The organism is Affinundibacterium danionis, assembly GCF_042432465.1.
GTDB classification, from domain to species: Bacteria; Pseudomonadota; Gammaproteobacteria; order Burkholderiales; family Burkholderiaceae_D; genus Undibacterium; species Undibacterium danionis.
The window spans coordinates 112,769-132,343 of record NZ_JBHLXJ010000015.1; the positions used below are offsets into that span (position 1 = coordinate 112,769).

General features: G+C 45.0%; 18 protein-coding genes. 10 read left to right on the forward strand and 8 right to left on the reverse strand.

What is annotated here, in order from left to right; translation table 11 throughout:
* Window positions 1-4: 4 nt before the first annotated feature.
* Window positions 5-649: an arylesterase gene (locus tag ACFFJH_RS13800; RefSeq protein ID WP_390213428.1), complete on the forward strand. Its 645-nt coding sequence runs from the start codon at window positions 5-7 to the stop codon at window positions 647-649.
* A complete protein-coding gene (mnmH, locus tag ACFFJH_RS13805) occupies window positions 646-1,716 on the forward strand; it encodes a tRNA 2-selenouridine(34) synthase MnmH (protein ID WP_390213429.1) in 1,071 nt (356 codons plus the stop codon). Before ACFFJH_RS13800 ends, mnmH begins: the two co-directional genes overlap by 4 nt.
* Before the next feature lie 30 nt (window positions 1,717-1,746).
* On the opposite strand, the gene ccoS is transcribed toward mnmH, so the two are convergent.
* The 7 genes from ccoS to ACFFJH_RS13840 form a co-directional block, all read right to left on the reverse strand.
* Window positions 1,747-1,890 carry a cbb3-type cytochrome oxidase assembly protein CcoS gene (ccoS, locus tag ACFFJH_RS13810; RefSeq protein WP_390213430.1) on the reverse strand — a complete coding sequence of 48 codons (144 nt, stop codon included), beginning with the start codon at window positions 1,888-1,890 and terminating at the stop codon, window positions 1,747-1,749.
* Window positions 1,891-2,000: 110 nt separating this feature from the next.
* The gene (locus tag ACFFJH_RS13815; RefSeq protein ID WP_390213431.1) at window positions 2,001-4,310 is read right to left on the reverse strand and encodes a heavy metal translocating P-type ATPase; all 2,310 of its coding nucleotides are present in this window, start codon (window positions 4,308-4,310) and stop codon (window positions 2,001-2,003) included.
* The gene (locus ACFFJH_RS13820; protein WP_390213432.1) at window positions 4,307-4,567 is read right to left on the reverse strand and encodes a heavy metal translocating P-type ATPase metal-binding domain-containing protein; all 261 of its coding nucleotides are present in this window, start codon (window positions 4,565-4,567) and stop codon (window positions 4,307-4,309) included. The genes ACFFJH_RS13815 and ACFFJH_RS13820 overlap by 4 nt, the downstream gene beginning before the upstream one ends.
* 469 nt (window positions 4,568-5,036) lie before the next feature.
* Window positions 5,037-5,420: a Rieske (2Fe-2S) protein gene (locus ACFFJH_RS13825; RefSeq protein WP_390213433.1), complete on the reverse strand. Its 384-nt coding sequence runs from the start codon at window positions 5,418-5,420 to the stop codon at window positions 5,037-5,039.
* A 7-nt stretch (window positions 5,421-5,427) separates the two neighbouring features.
* A complete protein-coding gene (locus ACFFJH_RS13830; protein ID WP_390213434.1) occupies window positions 5,428-6,087 on the reverse strand; it encodes an HAD-IA family hydrolase in 660 nt (219 codons plus the stop codon).
* Window positions 6,088-6,147: 60 nt separating this feature from the next.
* Window positions 6,148-7,155, reverse strand: coding sequence for an RluA family pseudouridine synthase (locus tag ACFFJH_RS13835; protein WP_390213435.1), 1,008 nt, complete (start codon window positions 7,153-7,155; stop codon window positions 6,148-6,150).
* 344 nt (window positions 7,156-7,499) lie between these two features.
* A complete protein-coding gene (locus ACFFJH_RS13840) occupies window positions 7,500-7,784 on the reverse strand; it encodes a hypothetical protein (protein WP_390213436.1) in 285 nt (94 codons plus the stop codon).
* A gap of 57 nt (window positions 7,785-7,841) precedes the next feature.
* On the opposite strand from ACFFJH_RS13840, the gene ACFFJH_RS13845 reads away from it, so the two are divergent.
* The 7 genes from ACFFJH_RS13845 to ACFFJH_RS13875 all read left to right on the forward strand — a co-directional run bounded on the left by ACFFJH_RS13845 (window position 7,842) and on the right by ACFFJH_RS13875 (window position 17,305).
* Window positions 7,842-11,000: a ribonuclease E/G gene (locus tag ACFFJH_RS13845; RefSeq protein ID WP_390213437.1), complete on the forward strand. Its 3,159-nt coding sequence runs from the start codon at window positions 7,842-7,844 to the stop codon at window positions 10,998-11,000.
* A 232-nt stretch (window positions 11,001-11,232) separates the two neighbouring features.
* Window positions 11,233-12,354 carry a GTP 3',8-cyclase MoaA gene (moaA, locus tag ACFFJH_RS13850; protein ID WP_390213438.1) on the forward strand — a complete coding sequence of 374 codons (1,122 nt, stop codon included), beginning with the start codon at window positions 11,233-11,235 and terminating at the stop codon, window positions 12,352-12,354.
* Between the two features lie 18 nt (window positions 12,355-12,372).
* Window positions 12,373-12,990, forward strand: a complete 618-nt coding sequence (gene mobA / locus ACFFJH_RS13855) for a molybdenum cofactor guanylyltransferase MobA (protein ID WP_390213439.1) — start codon at window positions 12,373-12,375, stop codon at window positions 12,988-12,990.
* Window positions 12,991-13,001: 11 nt separating this feature from the next.
* Window positions 13,002-14,330 (forward strand): molybdopterin molybdotransferase MoeA, encoded by a 1,329-nt coding sequence (gene moeA / locus ACFFJH_RS13860; protein WP_390213440.1) that lies wholly within the window; start codon window positions 13,002-13,004, stop codon window positions 14,328-14,330.
* A 129-nt stretch (window positions 14,331-14,459) separates the two neighbouring features.
* Window positions 14,460-15,443 (forward strand): substrate-binding periplasmic protein, encoded by a 984-nt coding sequence (locus ACFFJH_RS13865; RefSeq protein WP_390213441.1) that lies wholly within the window; start codon window positions 14,460-14,462, stop codon window positions 15,441-15,443.
* A 103-nt stretch (window positions 15,444-15,546) separates the two neighbouring features.
* Window positions 15,547-16,386 carry a peptidylprolyl isomerase gene (locus ACFFJH_RS13870; protein ID WP_390213442.1) on the forward strand — a complete coding sequence of 280 codons (840 nt, stop codon included), beginning with the start codon at window positions 15,547-15,549 and terminating at the stop codon, window positions 16,384-16,386.
* 349 nt (window positions 16,387-16,735) lie between these two features.
* Window positions 16,736-17,305 carry a lipocalin family protein gene (locus tag ACFFJH_RS13875; protein WP_390213443.1) on the forward strand — a complete coding sequence of 190 codons (570 nt, stop codon included), beginning with the start codon at window positions 16,736-16,738 and terminating at the stop codon, window positions 17,303-17,305.
* Window positions 17,306-17,384: 79 nt separating this feature from the next.
* Here the strand turns inward: ACFFJH_RS13875 and ACFFJH_RS13880 are convergent, their stop codons facing one another.
* Complete coding sequence (locus ACFFJH_RS13880; RefSeq protein WP_390213444.1) at window positions 17,385-18,776, reverse strand: YfcC family protein; 1,392 nt, start codon at window positions 18,774-18,776, stop codon at window positions 17,385-17,387.
* A 328-nt stretch (window positions 18,777-19,104) separates the two neighbouring features.
* Between ACFFJH_RS13880 and ACFFJH_RS13885 the strand changes: the two genes are divergently transcribed.
* Complete coding sequence (locus ACFFJH_RS13885; protein WP_390213446.1) at window positions 19,105-19,575, forward strand: Mpo1 family 2-hydroxy fatty acid dioxygenase; 471 nt, start codon at window positions 19,105-19,107, stop codon at window positions 19,573-19,575.

Here is a 19,575-nt window from a genome sequence, read left to right on the forward strand (position 1 = left end):
ATTTATGCGCTTAAATTTTATAAAAACACTGAATATTTTCAGTTTAATCGTATCTGCTTTTTTCCTGAGCTTATTTTCACCCTATGCGCATTCTGCACCAAAAACCATACTCGTGCTCGGTGATAGTTTATCGGCTGAATATGGATTGGCGCGCAATACGGGCTGGGTCACACTTCTAGAAAAGCGGTTGCAAGACAAAAAAATACCGATGCAAGTGATCAACGCCAGTATTAGCGGAGAAACCAGCAGTGGCGGCAAAACACGGCTAGGCGCACTACTCAAAATTCATCAACCATCCATAGTCATTATTGAACTCGGCGGCAATGATGCGCTGCGCGGTTTGGATCTAAATGTTTCAGAACAAAACTTCCGAGATATGCTGATTATGGTCAAAGAAAGCAAAGCAAAACCATTATTAGTTGCGATGCAAATCCCGCCCAACTATGGCAAAGCCTATACAGAAAAATTCTTTTCTATGTATGCCAAATTAGCCAAGGAAACCAATTCAGCTTTGGTGCCATTCTTTCTGAAAGGTGTAGCGGATAAGCCTGAATTATTTCAGCCAGATCGCATTCACTTAACGGCACACGCCCATCCCACCATGATGGAAAACGTGTGGCAACCACTACAAAAATTGCTTAAAAAATGAAGTCATCTGTATTAATCAGCTTTGAACAAGCCTACCAGAACTTATCTGATTTTGACTGCATTATCGATGTGCGCAGTCCCGGCGAGTTTGCAGAAGATCACATTCCTGGAGCAATTAACTGCCCTGTACTCAACGACGAAGAAAGAATACGAGTCGGTACTCTCTACAAACAAGTCAGTCCCTTTGAAGCAAAAAAAGTCGGCGCGGCGCTGGTAGCAAAAAATATTGGCCTGCATATTGAGCAGCAATTTCTGAATAAATCTAAGGACTGGCATCCGCTCATTTATTGCTGGCGTGGCGGGAATCGTAGCGGTGCTATGACGCATATTTTCGGCAAAATAGGCTGGCAGGCGCAACAATTAGACGGCGGCTATAAAGACTTCCGACGCTACGTCAACCAAAGCTTGCCTAAATTGGCGGCGCAGGCAAATTGGCAGGTATTGTGCGGCGAAACAGGGACTGGCAAAAGCCGTTTAATCCAAGCACTGAAGAAACAAGATGCGCAAGTCATAGACCTAGAACAACTAGCACTTCACCGTGGTTCTGTCCTAGGCAAACTGCCGACTGACGAGCAGCCATCACAAAAATCTTTTGAAACACATATCTGGCAGGCTTTATCTCAATTTAATTTAAACCAACCCATCTATGTCGAAGCTGAAAGCAAAAAAATCGGTAACTTAAGAGTGCCAGATGCCATGATGGCTAGTATCCGTTCGGCGCCCTGCCTACAATTACAGCTAGCACTTGAGCAGAGAATCGCGCTGCTAAGTGAAGACTATCGGCATTTCGTTTACGATACGCAACTATTAAAAACCCAACTCGACTGTTTAAGTCAAATTCACGGCAAAGAGCAAATTCGAAAGTGGTCTGCCTTGGCAGAAGAAAATCAAATAAAAAAGCTGATTGAAGAACTACTCTTAAAACACTACGATCCGGCCTATCAACGCGCGATAGCACGTAATTTCACTCAAGCCGAACATGCTACAAAATACCTACTGCCAGACTACAACGACAACTCTTACCAAGATTTGGCACGACATCTCAAGATGACCGCTAGCAACGAATGATCTCAGCCATACGATCTCAACTATCTTATTTCAACTATCCTTGTCGTCGATAATGCTGCGCCCAGGTTCGTCCAAATCTTCAAATTGTCTATGATGTAATGCCCACCAGAAAACACCTCCGATAGCAAACACCAAAACAACACTGACAGGTACCAACAAATACAAAATCTCCATAATCTCTTTCTCTGCTTTTCTTCAGAATTGACTTGCATACAAAGCTAGGGCTCCAGATCAATAGCATTGATCTGAGCAACAACATGCATCAGCACCAAGCACCAGCAACATCACGACATAGGCAAATCGTAATCTGGCGGTCGCATCGTCAATACACGCAAGCCATTCAAAACAACTAATAGCGAACTCAAAGACATACCCAATGCAGCATGCCAAGGCTCAAGATAGCCCATCACCGCGGCTGGTATCGCGATCACATTATAAAGTAAGGCCCAACCCAGATTTTGGCGTATCAAGCTAAACGACTGGTTCGACAGTTTCAAACTAAAGCTCAAATCACTTAATCGGTTCGACATCAATAAGCAATCACTGCGCGTTTGTGAAATCGGAGCGCCCTGCCCCATCGCAACCGATACGTTAGCCAAAGAAAGTGCGGGACCGTCATTCATGCCGTCACCGACCATTGCCACGACCGCAGCTTGCGCTTGCAACTCTTGAATATATTGATGTTTTTGGGCGGGACTAAGTCCTGCATGGTAATCCGAGATATGGCATTGAGCCGCGATATCAGCGACAACTTCTTGTCTATCACCCGAGAGTAAAACAATTTTCTTACCCATCTTTTGTAATTCGGCGATCGCTGTCACCGCTTCATCACGCAACTTATCTTCCAGAACAAAACAAGCCAATATCTGTTCCTCATCGCCAAAAACGGTGACTGTTTTATTGGCATAGGCAGATGGAATTACCCATGTACTAGCGTTCAATTCTTTCACATAGTTCAATTGCCCCAAGCGATAAATCCGGCCATTCGCATGTATCTCGATACCTGACCCAGAGTGTTCGACATGATTCTCCACCTTTGGATTACCGGTCAACTCCGTCAAATGTTTATCTCCCTCTTCTCCCACTATTTGCTGCGCCTGAGTCGCCGTCAAATAGTCCGCAATCGCTTTTGATACTGGATGCAGAGACATATTTGCCATCAGGGCTATTAAATTTTTATAGCTCGCAATTTTTTTTGCATCATGCACAAATGGGAAATCTAGCTGTAGAACTTTCAACTTGCCAAACGTTAATGTGCCAGTTTTATCAAAAACAATATGTGTCACATTCGCTAAATTTTCTATTGCGCTGCCACGAGTGACTAACATACCGAATTTAGCCAATTGCCCAATCGCCGCAGACATTACGCCAGGTGTCGCTAAAGACAAGGCGCAAGGACAGGTAACCACAATGACGCTTACCGCAATCCACAATGCCCGATCTGGTGCGATAGTCCACCACACTATGCCTGCCAGCAAAGCCACGATTAAAATTACCATTAAGAAGCGACTGGCGTGCTTATCCGCTAATTGAACTAAACGCGGCTTCTCTAAAGTAGCAGACTCCATCATCGCAATCAGGCTAGCCAATTGGGTTTGACTACCTACCCGTTCAGCTTGCACCACCAAAGCACTATGCAAATTGACTGAGCCAGCAATGAGCTTACTTCCTGGCGATTTATTAACGGGATATGCTTCCCCCGTCATCAACGCCTCGTCACAGGCACTATTACCTTCGACCACCACGCCATCACAAGGAATTTGCTCACCAGGTGGTACCAGCAGATAGTCGCCTACCACTATCTCATCAGCACGGCACTCGTACATACGTTCGCGTGAGGGATAGGACAAAATTTTCTGCGCCAAAGTGGGATGAATTTGGGTCAATACAGAAAGTGCGGCCGAGGTTTTTCGTTTAACACCATCCTCTATAAAGCGGGCGCCCAACAACAAAAAAACAAACATAATCACGGAATCAAAATACACCGCGCCACCCGAAAATGTCGCCCAACAACTAGCGACAAAACTAAGCAAAATACCGAGCGCTACAGGTACATCCATACCGATATGGCGATGTTTCAAATCACGCCATGCACCTTTAAAAAAAGGAATCGAAGAAAAACTGATGACCGGTATCGTAATAATCAAACTAGCAATTTTTAGCAAGCGATCCAAATCCGGAGTCAAATCGCCATCGAGTGAAGGAACCGGTACGAGATAAGCCGGAAATGCATACATCATGACTTGCATCATCGCGAAGCCTGCGACGAACAAACGCCACAGTGCCAATTTCTTTTCTTTTGCTTGATATTCGCTTAAAGATTGGTTCGCTGGGAATGCTGCATAACCCAAATCAATAATCGCTTGTACTATTTTTTTCAGGCTAATTTGCGAAGCATGCCACCGCAATTGAGCTTTTTGAGAAATCGGATTAATGCGAAAGGAATCTACGCCAGGCAATTGCGAGACACGAAACTCAATCAATTGGATACAGGCAGCACAACGAATTCCTGCAACACTCAGCAGCTCAGTTTGCAAGGAATCTGGAGTAATCGCAGGCAATGCTTCCGCAGATGAATGAGGATGATGACTCATGCGCCGTCTTTACCTTGTTGGCTATCGACTTTTGAACGCAAATAATCTTGGACCAAATGATTCTTTTCAATCGCATGCAAAACCGCCAAACAACCATGACAACAAACAGGATGTTGCTGTTGTTGAAATGTCGCCATCAAAGCGCGATCTTTACGCATACTTTCTCCACAATGAAAGCACAGACATTTTTCGCGTTTCAAAAAACGAGAAAAACGGGAGAACTGCACATCACAAAATTGGGATAATGCTAAATGCATGAAGAATCTGGGCACCAAGCTAGATAATAGGAAAAAACATAATAACGGACATACGATTTTTTTTCTTGATTTCACGCAAGAAAATTTAATAAATTTTCCTTATCCAATTACAAAACCAAGAAAAGAGGCGCGCGAAAACAAATAAACCAATACATTGTAAGCAGAAATGAAAAACGATGGTCGAAACCATCGTTTTTATCACATTGAGACTTATTAGAAGCCTCTAAACCGAGGTAGATTCACTCGGTACTTGATCGCAATTTGAAGGACTTTCTACTTCACACATAACCGGTAAAGAATAAACACCGGAGCTCAAATTCCATTTGTCTGAAATACAAAAATATTTATGTATATTGACCTCCTCTTTTGAACCAGTTACGGCTTTAATATAGGTCAGTCATTCGCGAAAACAAAGACAATTTTAACTATCTAAACGATTTTGAAGATTAAAAAAATCAAAATTATCAGATCAGCTAGGAAGTGCTGCGCTACCAGCTGGCGCGGCTAAGTAATCATCAGGCTGCCAATAAATTTTGCCATCCACCTCGGTCACTTGCATTTTACGTAGCCGTCCACCGCGACAAGGTCCGCCAGTACAATGACCAGTTTCTGGTACATAAATCGCGCCGTGCGTTGCGCACATAATATATAAGCCACTACCTTCAAAAAACTCACCGGGTGTCCAATCCAATTCAACCGGCACATGAGCGCAACGATTCAGGTAGCCATGAGCAGTACCATCGTAACGTACGACAAATCCAGTTGCTTCATCACCACCTGCTATCAATGGAAAACGTATACCTTTTCCGCCTTCTTCCAACTCATCTGAATTACATATAAAGATATTCGTCATTACTACCTCAAGCATTTTCGGTGAGCCATTGATGTAGCTCAAAAACATTTTTTGCAGAATATAAAGGTGCCAAACTGGCCAAAGTACGAGCGTCATGCGCACCGTACTCCACCGCCACTGAGGCAGCACCAGCATTAGCGGCCATCAGCAAATCGTGGGTGGTATCGCCTATCATCAAGGTACGCTGCATGTCTTGCCCTAACTCGCGAGTCAGCTCTTGCAGCATGGCAGGATGAGGCTTGGAAAAAGTTTCATCAGCACAGCGAGTGGCATCAAACATGGCCAGCACATTCGCACTATTCATTGCCCGATTTAAACCGACGCGCCCTTTACCTGTTGCCACCGCCAAAAAATAACCTTGATGCGCCAAATCGGCGAGCATGTCGCGCACGCCGGGAAACAGAGGCAATTCATGATCCCGTAACAAGTAATGGTAACGATATCGCTCGGCCATTTTAGGATAATACTTAGGATCAACATTGGGCATAACCGCCTGCATGGCGTCGCCTAAAGACAAGCCTATCACATGAGCCGCAGCCCCCTCGTCCGGGATCGGCAAAGAAAGATCTTTTGCCGCTGCCTGGATGCTCTTAACGATGGTGGTCGTGCTATCCATCAAAGTACCATCCCAATCAAACACAATAAAATCAAATAATCTTTTTGCCATATTTCCTTGTATTTCTCTATCAATAAGTCCGAGATTTTTAGTTAAGCTTTTGGCCCCACGTCAGCTCAAACTTTGCAAAAATTTTTCACATTCCTTCGGTAATGGCGCGTTTAGCGTCATTTGCTTGCCCGTTTCAGGATGCGTAAATGTGATTTGATGGGCATGCAAAAACATGCGTTTCAACGCGCCGCGGCTCTCTGTTACCTTCAACAGCGCACGGTTCAAGGCAAAATCACCATATTTATCATCACCAGCAATGGCGAAACCACTGGCGGATAAATGCACCCGAATCTGATGGGTGCGACCAGTTTTTAGTTCCGCTTCTAATAAAGCAAAATCAGTAAATTTTTTCTTCAAGGTAAATACGGTATGCGATTCCATACCATCGGCTTGTACACGGACACGGCGCTCGCCATCCGCTGTCGTATATTTATGCAATGGCAATTTAATATGCTGTCTTTGATTTTTCCAACCACCAGCCACCAAAGTCAGGTAACGCTTATCGGTTTCGCCATCGCGCATTTGCTCATGCAAATTAACTAAGGCTGAACGTTTCTTGGCTAACAAGAGTAATCCTGAGGTTTCGCGATCTAGGCGATGTACCAATTCCAAAAATTTGGCATCCGGCCTTGCAGCACGCAATTGTTCTATCACACCAAAACTAACACCAGAACCGCCATGCACCGCAACACCTGCAGGTTTATCAATAATCAACAAATGACTATCTTCAAACACAATTGCAAATTCCGCTCCCGGAACATGCGTCGTGTCTTTCTCTGCAATACGTGTCGGCGGAACACGTACAATATCTCCTTCTTTTAAACGGTATAGCTGATCAATTCGACCTTTGTTAACTCTCACTTCGCCGGATCGCAAAATTCGATAAATATGACTTTTTGGCACGCCTTTGCAGATACGCAACAAAAAGTTGTCGATACGCTGACCCGCATCCTCTTCGGTGATAGTAATGAGTTGCACTTGTGCAAAAGTTTGGGAGGCGGTCTGCCCATCATCTTTTTTCGATGGTTTTTGAGAATTTGCCCCCATTTTTATCGCTAAGTCCTTCATTTTGAATATATAATCCCTGAAGCTTGAGCTCATAAAGCTTCAGCATGTGTAAGAAAGACGACTATTCTACACAGGGGCGTGTCTATCGGCCTCGCCATTTTGCAAATTCGATAGAAAAGATGTGTATGCACATCGTTTTTCGCAGATCAAGGTTGCAACCAATTGTGGCAATCGGATTAATGCAAAGCGATTTGGATCAGAAAGTTTGAAATATAAGGATAAGTCTGGCAAGAGACGCGAATTGACATAAATTCGCTGGCTTGCTGGTTGATGGTTTTAGAAATACCGGTCGATTTCGTCATACGTGATGTAGTTAATTTAAACTGCCTACGCTTTGACACTATTTATTGTAGTAAGTTGCGCATCGCCTGAAGAATTATTAGCTTGATGTAACTCTGTTTCGCCTCTAAGGATGGCGTAATGCAAGCCAGAATACTCGGAGACATGTGCACTCGCCCAAGGTAAAAACCATCCGCGCCAAGCGCACAAAAGATTGAACGAACATCCGAAAATGATTCCAGCGTCATGCTGATCACTTGTTCGGCTGTTTTTACATTTCTTTGTGCCAGTGGCATTTCCCGCCCCCTCAAACTCTCCGCTCCCGCATACATCCAATGTAAGCACGACATAATTGCTCAGCCAAGCTAGCAATTGTGAAATATGGCTTTAGTGCCATGGAGAAAAATATGAAACGTATGCTGTTTAATGCTACGCAGCAAGAAGAGTTGCGCGTAGCGATTGTTAATGGGCAAAAGCTGATTGACATCGATATCGAAACCACTGGACGCGAACTCCGTAAATCGAATATCTACAAAGGGGTCATCACCCGCATTGAACCTTCCTTAGAAGCCTGTTTCGTCAATTATGGCGAAGAACGCCACGGCTTTTTGCCATTCAAAGAAGTCGCACGCAGCTATTTCAAAGAAGGTATCGACGTTCGTAATTCATCGATTAAAGATGCATTACGCGAAGGTCAAGAAATCATCGTTCAAGTAGAAAAAGAAGAACGCGGTAATAAAGGCGCGGCTTTAACGTCCTTCATTTCTTTGGCTGGCCGCTATTTGGTCTTGATGCCGAACAACCCACGTGGTGGTGGTGTTTCCCGCCGTGTTGAAGGTGAAGATCGTCAAGAATTGCGCGAAACCATGGATAAATTGGATTTGCCACAAGGTATGTCCGTGATTGCTCGTACCGCTGGTATCGGTCGCAATGTGGATGAATTGCAATGGGATTTAAACTACCTGATGCAACTCTGGCGCGCAATTGATGGCGCTGGTAAGTCGGCACAAGGCGCATTCTTGATCTATCAAGAATCCTCTTTAGTGATCCGCGCGATCCGCGATTATTTCCAACCGGACATCGGCGAAATTCTGATCGACACCGACGATATCTACGAACAAGCACAGCAGTTTATGAGCCACGTGATGCCCGATATGGTGCACCGTGTGAAACGCTATAGCGACGATGTGCCGCTGTTCTCACGCTTTCAAATCGAACATCAAATCGAAACCGCCTACTCACGCACCGTGCCTTTACCATCTGGCGGCGCGATTGTGATTGACCATACGGAAGCCTTGGTATCTGTTGACGTTAACTCCGCGCGTGCAACTCGCGGCGGCGATATCGAAACAACTGCATTCAACACCAACTGCGAAGCTGCGGAAGAAGTGGCACGTCAATTGCGTTTGCGTGACTTGGGTGGTTTGATCGTGATCGATTTCATCGACATGGAGAACGCCAAGAACCAGCGCGAAGTGGAAACCCGCTTAAAAGACGCATTGCGCTATGACCGCGCTCGCGTACAAATGGGCAAAATTTCCCGTTTTGGTTTGATGGAATTATCGCGTCAACGTCTGCGCCCTTCTCTGTCTGAAGGCAGCCATGTGACTTGCCCACGTTGTAACGGCACTGGTCACATCCGCGATACAGAATCCTCCGCTTTGCAAGTCTTACGCATCATCCAAGAAGAAGCGATGAAGGAAAATTCAGCAGCAATCCACGTTCAAGTACCAGTCGATGTGGCAGCTTTCTTGTTGAATGAAAAGCGTGGCGAAATTCTGAAGATCGAAAACCGTCACCGCGTGACAGCAATCTTGATTCCAAATAAACATTTGGAAACACCACATTACAAACTCGATCGTTTGAAACATGACGATCCTCGTTTGGAAGAAGCCCATGTCAGCTACGCTATGGCGGAACAAGCGGATACCGATATCGGTTACAACAAGCGCCAAAAAGATGACGTCAAACCACGTCAAGAAGCAGTTGTGAAAAGTATTACACCAGATACTGCGCCGATTGTAGAACGCAAACCTGCGCCTGTTTCGACACCAGTACAACAAGCATCCAGTGGCGGCTTATTTGCGGGCATCGCAAAATTCTTCAGTAGTATTTTCGGCGCTAGCGAAAGCAAAGCGCCCGTAGTGGAAGAAAAACCAAAACATGGTCGCGACAAACAAGGTGATCGCAATCGCCAACGCAATCGTGGCCGCAATGGAAACAATCGTAATGGCCGCAACGGCAATGGTGCGGATGCAGAAGATCGTCCAGCAAATGCAACGAGCGCACCAAGCAATACGGCAAAAGACGTAAATAAATCTGTTGCGAACGAAGCAAACACGCAATCACGCCAAGCAAAGCAAGCCCGTCCACCGCGCGAAGAAAAAGACGCACAAGAACCACGTCGTGAACGTCAGCAACGTCAACGCGAAAATCGCAAAGAGAATGGCAATAGCACGGCAGAGGTCAAGGCAGAAGAACTGAACGCTATCGCTCCTGCAAACACAACCCAAGTCAATACAGCGCCAACACTCAATAAAGCAAAAGTGGAATCGAATGATGCTGTAACTACACTGGCGGTTGGCATGGAGACCGGTGCAGAACAAAATGACCAAGGCCATCAAGCGGAAGAAAGCCGTCGTCGTCGTCGTGGTGGTCGCAACCGCAATCGTCGTGATCGTACAGGCACAGATAACAATGAGGCTATTTCTGGCACAAGTGAAAACAATGGTGAAACTAAAGTCGAGACAGCGCCTGCTTTCATTCCTGTAGTTGACTTACTCAACAATGCTAATAGCGCCAACACAGAACTGGCTCCAGCAGCGACAGCGACAACGGCAGTTATCGATACAACGCCAGTACAAGCAAGCTTCGATTTAGCACCTGCGTCAATTGAAGTCGCTGTAACGGAAACACCTGCATCGACGGCAATAGTGAATGAACCAATTCACGGCGCAGTAGAGACAGCGTCAGTCGAACTGCAAGCAGTTGCCACAGCACCAGCGACACCAGTGACACCAGCAATTATCAGCGATGCCCCCGCAATCAACGAAATCGTCTCTACTACCGAAGCGATTCAAAGTAATGTCGCAAGCACGATAGCAGATGTGGTGGATACCTTATCCAACGACGATGTTACAAAGGCGGCGGACATTACCCCTGTGGCACAGACAGCTTCAGCAGCTTTAGTTGCTGAACCAATGCCTGCACTTGCAACTACAGCAGCGGTTGAAACTGTAGCCGTGTCTGTCGCTGAGCCCGCAACTGAATCCGTCACTGAGCCAGTAGTATCTGCTGCGACAGTGGCAGCAGTTGAAGTACAAGCCAGCGAGCCTGCGCCAATACCAGTGGCTACTAAAGCAGCTCCGGTAGAGGATTTGAACTCCATCCTAGCAAACGCAGGTTTGGTGCTCGCAGCTACTGACCCAGCCAAATTAAAAGCAGCTCAAGAAGCCGCTCACAATACGGCCGCCAGTGATGCACCCGTCGTACGTCTGGGGCGTGAGCGCAAGCCTGTTGCACCAGTCGCAGAAGAGCCATTGGTGATGGTGGAAACCAAGCACTGATACTAAATCATAACGGTGCTAATCAATTATTTTTAGCGCCATTTTAGTGTTTTTAAGCTTCTAGCTTGTAGCAAAATAAAAAAACCGGTTGATTTATTCGCCGGTTTTTTTCTTACTGTTCTTATCATGAATTCTATATGCTCTGTGCGTCCGGCATATTTGTAGTACGATCAAATTTACTCTGTGAGTATTCATCAACAATCAATACCTCTATACCTACAAATAAAGAGTGATGTCAAAAAAAATCATTCCTATCATACCCACGACCAATCGTTTGAATCTGAGTTCATTCACGGCACCAGAACGAGTGGCAGGAGCGGCGTTACTCGACGCACGCCAACGCCCATTGCAAGACTTACGCATTTCGGTGACAGATCGTTGTAATTTCCGCTGCACCTACTGCATGCCTAAGGAAATTTTTAATAAAGATTACCCATATTTACCGCACAGCGATTTATTAAGTTTCGAAGAGATACTGCGTATTGCTCAAATATTCGTCGCTCAGGGCGTTCGTAAAATTCGTTTAACCGGTGGCGAACCGCTATTGAGAAAAAACATCGAAGATCTGGTTGCGATGCTCAGCACTTTACGCACCGTGGACGGAGAGAAGATAGACTTAGCTCTGACTACCAATGGCGCTTTATTGGCACGTAAAGCTCAGGCGCTTAAAAAAGCAGGATTAAATCGCATCACGGTATCACTGGACGCATTAGATGACACGATATTCAAACGTATGAACGATGTCGATTTTCCAGTCAACGAGGTACTAGAAGGAATTCAGGCAGCCAGTGCAGCCGGATTCAACAATATCAAAATCAATATGGTCGTAAAAGCAGGTACCAACGATCAAGAAATCATTCCGATGGCACGGTATTTCAAATCCAGCGGACACCTACTTCGATTTATCGAATACATGGATGTCGGTGCTTCTAATGGTTGGAAACTTGACGAAGTATTGCCCAGCGCAGACATCATAGAGAAATTACGCCTAGCTGGCATGTCACTGAGTCCCTTAGATCCACGCAGTCCCAGCGAAACGGCCACACGCTGGCGACATAGTGATGAACAAGGCGAGATTGGTTTTATCTCTAGCGTCAGTCAAGCCTTCTGTCATAGTTGTAGTCGCGCACGGTTATCAACTCAGGGCAAACTTTATACCTGTTTATTTGCGAGCGAAGGATATGATTTACGCGCTCTACTGCGACAGTCACCAGAAGAACAAGTCGATCAAAAATTAAGTCAAACGATCACCAAGGTCTGGCAAGCAAGGGACGATCATTATTCAGAATTACGCCTTCAACAAACCGATCTATCGCAAAGAAAAAAAATTGAAATGTCGTATATTGGTGGTTAACGTCTTTGTGGCAAACATATGATTCCCTCACAGCAAATTACAGGTTTGGTTCTCGCAGGCGGTCGCGCCACGCGCATGGGGCAAGTGCAAAAAGGCCTACAATTATTACAAAGTGAGCCTATGCTCACCCATGTCTTGCGTGGTCTACAGCCGCAAGTAGGCACGATCATCATTAATGCGAATCAAGACCTAGAACGCTATGCCACATTTGGGTATCCCGTTGTCAGCGACGAGATCAAGGATTTCGCTGGCCCCTTAGCAGGCTTACACGCAGGTTTATTACGCTGTGAAACGCCTTATCTAGTTTGTGTCCCCTGTGATTCGCCTTTTCTCCCCAATAATTTAGTAGAAAATTTGGCGTTAGCATTAATCGCCAATCAGGCTCAACTGGCGGTAGTCAAAGCGCTCGACAATGAATCAGAATCGCCGCATATGCGTGCACAACCAGTATTTGCATTAATGGAAGGCGGATTGGCTCCACACCTACTCTCCTTTTTAGAAAATGGTGGACGTAAAATCACCACTTGGTATGACAGTTTGCAAATGATAGAAGTGCCGTTTAAAGATGCAGCAAGCTTTAGGAATATCAATACTTTGGAAGAGTTACGGCACTACAATCAAAATTTTGCAGACTAAACCTTTATATCATGCAGACACCGCACCAGACACCGACGCAAATTGACCACTCTTTGCAAAATATTCTGCAACAACAGCATAACTACCAAGCGCATGCATTAAGTGTCGATCAAGCGCAGCAAATTATTCAAGCTTTTATCCAACCTGTTCAAGAATCTGAATACGTCAACTTACTGTCTGCCTTTGAGAGAATCTTGGCGCAAGACATCGCATCCCCGATTGATGTTCCGGCACATGACAATTCCGCCATGGATGGTTTTGCGTTTAATGGCGAGTCCTTGCACACCAATGGCGATCTGAGCTTAACGGTCGTAGGCCAAGCCCTTGCGGGTCACCCATTTCTAGGGCAAGTGCAGCGCGGTGAATGCATCCGCATTATGACCGGTGCGGTCATGCCAAATAACTGCGATACGGTGGTGCCACAAGAGCTCACCGAGCGCATGCCAACTGAGAACTCAAACTCAGACCAAATTCGTTTTTCGACCCATCGCTTGCGAGCAGGTGACAATCGCCGTCTTCGTGGCGAAGATTTGAGTTTGGGCAAAATCGCATTAAGCAAAGGAAAACGTATCACGCCAGCGGATCTAGGATTATTGGCATCCTTAGGATTAGCGCAAATCGAAGTCAAACGTAAAGTTAAAATCGCCTATTTCTCAACTGGGGACGAGCTACGCTCGCTAGGAGAATCATTGGACGCTGGTAGTGTGTATGACAGCAATCGTTACACGATATATGGCATGTTACAAAGCCTAGGCTGTGAAATGATCGATATGGGTGTCGTCGCTGACGATCCCGAACAATTAGAGCAAGCGCTACGCCGCGCCTGTGAACAGGCCGATGCAATTATCACCTCGGGTGGCGTTTCGGTTGGCACAGCAGACTACACCAAGCAAATCATGTCAAAACTAGGTGAAGTCGAATTTTGGACTTTAGGAATGCGCCCCGGGCGCCCTATGGCTTTTGGAAAAATAAGATCCCAAAATCACAGTGCGTATTTATTTGGCTTACCCGGCAACCCGGTTGCGGTGATGGTGACCTTCTATTTTTTCGTACGTCAAGCATTGCAAACATTAATGGGTGCTCATACCGCATCGCTCATTAGCATTCCCGCCATATCAAAAAAAGCGATACGAAAACGTAAAGGCCGTACCGAATATCAGCGTGGCATCGTCACCAAAAATGCAGAAGGAAAATTAGAAGTGTGCGTAACCGGTTCGCAAGGTTCTGGCATTTTACGCTCCATGTCAGAAGCGAATTGCATGATCGTCTTACCGGATGAAAGCAGTGATATCAACGCTGGCGACATGGTCCAAATTATACTTTTTGAGGGACTAATTTAAGTCTTTAACATTCCAAAAAATCACCAAAAAAGTTAGTCGATAGGAAAGTTCAGATGGAATAAGCGTATCCCTTCTAGCTGCAAGGCACTATAATTGAATTATGGAAACACAAATGACTATCTAAGCACAATGCCTTACCAAGAATCACGAGTTAGAAAACTATTACCTACGTCAGGGATTTTGCCATCCTTTTTTTCGCTAGGCGACATAGGTGTAGCACCTGCTAGAATCTTTCTTGGTAAACTGCGTGCAACTAGCTATTTCAAAGCACGGTCCCGTGCTGGCTTTGACGTTTATCGTCAGGCATTTCACCTGCCCTTACTCCAATTATGTTCTCGTTTCTTCTATTGCATTTGCTTACTGTTAATTTGCAATAGTTCAGCCTATGCACAAACTAAAGTACCACTTTTATTTGGCGAAAATAAAAACGAGAAAGGTGAAATCATTCCCATCGGAGAGCCATTCACCAAGATTTTTTCCTTTATCGAAAAGGATATCAATATCAGATTTGAATTGCAGATTTATCCTTGGAACCGTGCAGTCAAGCTGGCCACAGGAGGTCAAGCTTTAATTTTCGGATTAAGTCAAACACCTGATCGCGACGCCATCTTTAGTTTTACAGAGCCAGCAATGTATCGTTATCTATGGTTAGTGACGCGTTCCGATAGTCGTTTCGAATTCTCAAAACTCAGCGACCTTAAAGGCAAAACGATAGGCATCGTGCGTGGTTCGAAATATGGCGGGGAATTTGATGCGCAAAAAGGAAAATTATTTGCGACGGACGATGATATTGATGCCTATGCGCCACGTTTAAAAAAGTTACTGAGTAAAAGAATTGATGCAATGATTTTTGCCAGCTCCTCGATGGATGCGAAAGAAGTTGAGAAAATCGTCAACGCCATCAAGCTTTACAACGACGCCCCCTCGCCCGCCGCTTCCGAACAAGAATTTAGCGTATTACCGGTACCGATATTAAAAGATGGGATACGCTTCGCCTTGGTAAAAGGTAAAAATGACTTGTTGATAAAAAAAATCAGCAAATCTTTACAGAAATTTCATGCGCGCGAGGCATTAGTACATCCTAAAAAAATGTCAGGATCGCCAAAGCGCTGATACAAATTCATACAACTTGCTACAAAATTAGGACAGGATTACCTTATCTTTCTTGACCTTGCTCTTTATACTTTCACTTCCACTCTAAAGCTCGGAGAATCTTTTGAAATTACCTATTATTTTAGCCAGCACCGTCGTTCTACTCACTGCATGTGGCGGTGGCTCTAGCTCTGATTCCAACACCACGCCTGCAAAAAAAGTCAGTATCTCTGAAGTTACCAGTGACCAATTGGTTTATCGCAAACTCAGCACAATCACGGTTAAAGGTCAGAACTTAGATCTTGGTATCAATTTTTCGCATCCAGGTTGCTTAAAGATCACAGAGCTAACGGGTAGCACGGCAACTCAAAAAACATTTAGCTGCAAAATAGTCGGTGTAGGTACCGTGCCTGTTGTCGTCACTGACGGTTCTGGTAATTCGATTTACGCAAGCAATGTGACCATTCCGCTCGCGGTGCAACCCCAAGTCACCATGGTCACCAACATGGGCACAGTGGTAATGGAACTTAATCCTGCCAAAGCACCGATCACGGTTGATAATTTCTTGAATTATGCAGAATCCGGTTTTTACGTGAACAAGATTTTTCACCGTGTCATCAGTAATTTTATGATTCAAGGTGGTGGCTTCACTGCAGATTTAGCGCAACCAGCGACACAGGCTGCGATCAAATTGGAAGTTGGTACAGGCTTAAGTAATACTCGTGGCACGATCGCTATGGCACGTACCAACGTTTTAGATTCTGCGACCTCGCAATTCTTCATCAATGTAGTTGACAATGTGTCGCTCGATACCAGTGGCGGCGGTTATGCCGTATTTGGTAAAGTCATTAGCGGCCTCGATGTTGTTGATAAAATCAAAGACGTAGCAGTTAGCACCCGTGGTGGAATGGAGAATGTGCCCAACACGGCCGTCGTTATCAATAGCATGCTGCAAACACAGTAATTTTTTCGATTTATCTCCCTCTTCGGGCTGACTTTTTAGTCAGCCTTTTTTTATTTTGAGCTATCTAATGTAGCCTCCTCAATCTGCTCCTCAACTGTATAAAAATATTTTTGTGCCACCACCTACTTAGACTATATTTATCATTGCCTAACATTCCCTAACATTGCCGAACATTCCCTAACATTGCCGAACATTGCCGAACATTGCCGAACATTGCCGAACATTTTCGATCATTACCGAACATTGTGTAAATCAGCGACAAAGACAAAACTGCAAACGACCTCCTCGGCTTGTGATAAATTGCGCGATAGATAAACTAATTAAAAGACATCGTCAGGACATCACTCAAATGAAGACATTATTGCAAACAGCATCAACATCTCGTTTACGAATTAAACTGATAGTGGCTTGTATCGTGGCCAGCGCCAGCTTACTAACGGCATGCAACGAAAATTATGCCGCGATGGAAACGGTGAAACAAGTGGAGTTAAATCGATATCTAGGAAAGTGGTATCAGGTCGCGTTTATTCCCAATAGTTTTCAATCTATGTGCATCGCCGATACTCTGGCCGAATACCAATTAGACGATAAGGATATCCGTGTCATCAACCGCTGCCGTACCAAAGATGGCAGCATAGAACAAGCGAATGGCATTGCGAAATTAGTCGAGAACAGTAATAACGCCAAACTTCGGGTCAGTTTTTTCCGTCCGTTCTATGGCAATTATTGGATACTCGATTTGGACCCAAACTATCAATGGGTTTTAGTGGGAGAACCCAGTCGGAAATATGCTTGGATACTCTCGCGCACGCCACATCTTGATTCCGAGATTCAAAAATCCATTTTGGATAAAGCAGAAACCTTAGGGTATCAGCGCAGTCAATTTCAAATTAGCGCGCAAAGTAATCCACTCAAATAATTTGTTTCCATAGTAAGCCAAAACGCCCTGAATATTTTTTGTGGTTCGATTCATTTTCTCAGGGCGTTTTTAGTTCCAATCACCAACTGAACTGACAAGCAATTGCCAGCATCACCAGAGCTAAAACAAAATAAATCAATTGCAATGGGATCATCCATTTCGCCCACGTGATCCAAGGAATACGTGCTAACGCCAAGACACCAACGGTAATACCTGAAGTCGGAATCATAGGCGTTGTGAACTCACCCAATTGAAATGCTAGCACTGCCGTTTGGCGCGATACACCGACTAGATCCGATAATGGTGCCATGATAGGCATGGTCAACGCAGCTTGTCCGCTGCCTGAATGTATAAAGAAATTAATCACTGATTGAATCAAGAACATTTTGTGCGCCGCGAATACCGGATTGGCAGATTCAACTAGCGGCATTAAGTGAAACAACATGGTATCGATGATGTTGGCATCACGTGCCAATATCATCGTGCCACGCGCTAAAGCAATCACCAATGCTGTCGTCATCAGATCTTTCGCACCTTGGATAAAGGCGTCGACAAATTCATCGGTACTCAGCTTGCCGACGACACCAACCGCGATTGCCATGAACAAAAACAACGCTGCGATTTCATTGATAAACCATTCGTACTTGACTACGCCAAATACCATCACAGCTAAGGTAGCGACAAACATCCACAACACCAATTTATGCGTTCTGGTTAATCCTTTAAATTCTGATAAGTCGTCACTGGCTTGTTGCTGCCGCCTAATTTGATCAATCATATAGGTCGGACTTAGCTGTGGATTTTTCTTGATACGCGCGGCATACCACATCAAAAATATGATGGTACAAGCGGTCGCAAGAAACCAAATCACTAAACGAAAGCCTATCCCAGAAAAAACTGGAACACCTGCGATACCCTGTGCGATACCCACATTAAACGGGTTCAAAAATGCGGCAGCAAACCCGACCTGGGAACCGACAAAAGGAATCGAAACACCAACGATAGAGTCGTACCCCAAGGCCAGCGCCAAAGGAATAAAAATCATCACAAAAGGAATTGCTTCTTCCGCCATGCCAAAGCTAGCGCCACCTAAAGAAAATAAAGTAACAAACACCGGAATGATCATAACTCGCACGAAAGCAGAACGCGTATGTGCTTGCGCCACTGACTTAATCATGGAATCGATAGCTTGCGTCTTTTGTAAAACAGCGAAGGCTCCGCCCACGATTAGCACGAAGCCTATGATTAAAGCAGCTTCAACAAAACCTTTAATCGGTGCCATCATAAGGGCAACCGGCCCTTGCGGATTACTGGCAACGTAATGAAACGACGCGGGGTCAATCAAGGTCTTACCATTCACCAGATGCGTTTCGTACTTACCTCCAGGCACAAACCAAGTTGCTATCGCCAAGATTGCTAGTAGCGTGAATAGCAGCACAAAGGTATTCGGCATTCTGATTTTTTTAAACATACTGGTCTCGCGTATAGGTTCGTCGTGCCGATTTATAGAGATAGCAAACTAGATTCTGTAGCAAATGTTTGTCGACTGCATTAGTAGTCTATTTTTATCGCTGCGAACAATCAACAAAATAAAACCGCACGCCCCGATTACTATTTGTACGGGAACGATTGGCAAGACGCTATATCCATCGCCAAACCCATCGCTATACTCATTGTTATAGCCAATTAGAGGAATTCATCTGTTGTTTTAGTTTATCGCCGCGCAGCATTTGGTACGAGCATGCACTAAGATATCCAAACCAACAACCATCTGCCGTAAGAGCAGCTTTGGAGACCTAATGAATACTCAACCATTGCCTGCATCAGAGCAAGTACAAGACCAACGCAAAGTCTTACAACTACTCGATAAGTATGCCGAGAGCCACCGCCATCCCCACAATGAAATCATTCATTTCATTTGCGTACCGGTGATTATGTGGACGGTCTTAGCCTTATTGTGGGCGCTGCATCCGCTGCTTGCTGTCGCGGGTAGTATCTTAGCCCTGCTCTATTATTTTAGTTTGTCAGTGGGATTCGCACTTGGGATGTGCTTGATGGCGACGCTGATGTTGGGCGTGCTATGGTGGATGCCACAAGAATTAGTGTTACGAGTTGCCATCATCGTATTCGTAATCGCTTGGATTTTTCAATTTATAGGCCACAAGATCGAAGGTAAAAAACCTTCCTTTTTTGAAGATTTGCGTTTTCTCTTGATCGGACCTTTATTTGTAATCAGCTTTTTATATCGACGCTGGAACTTGCCTTACTGA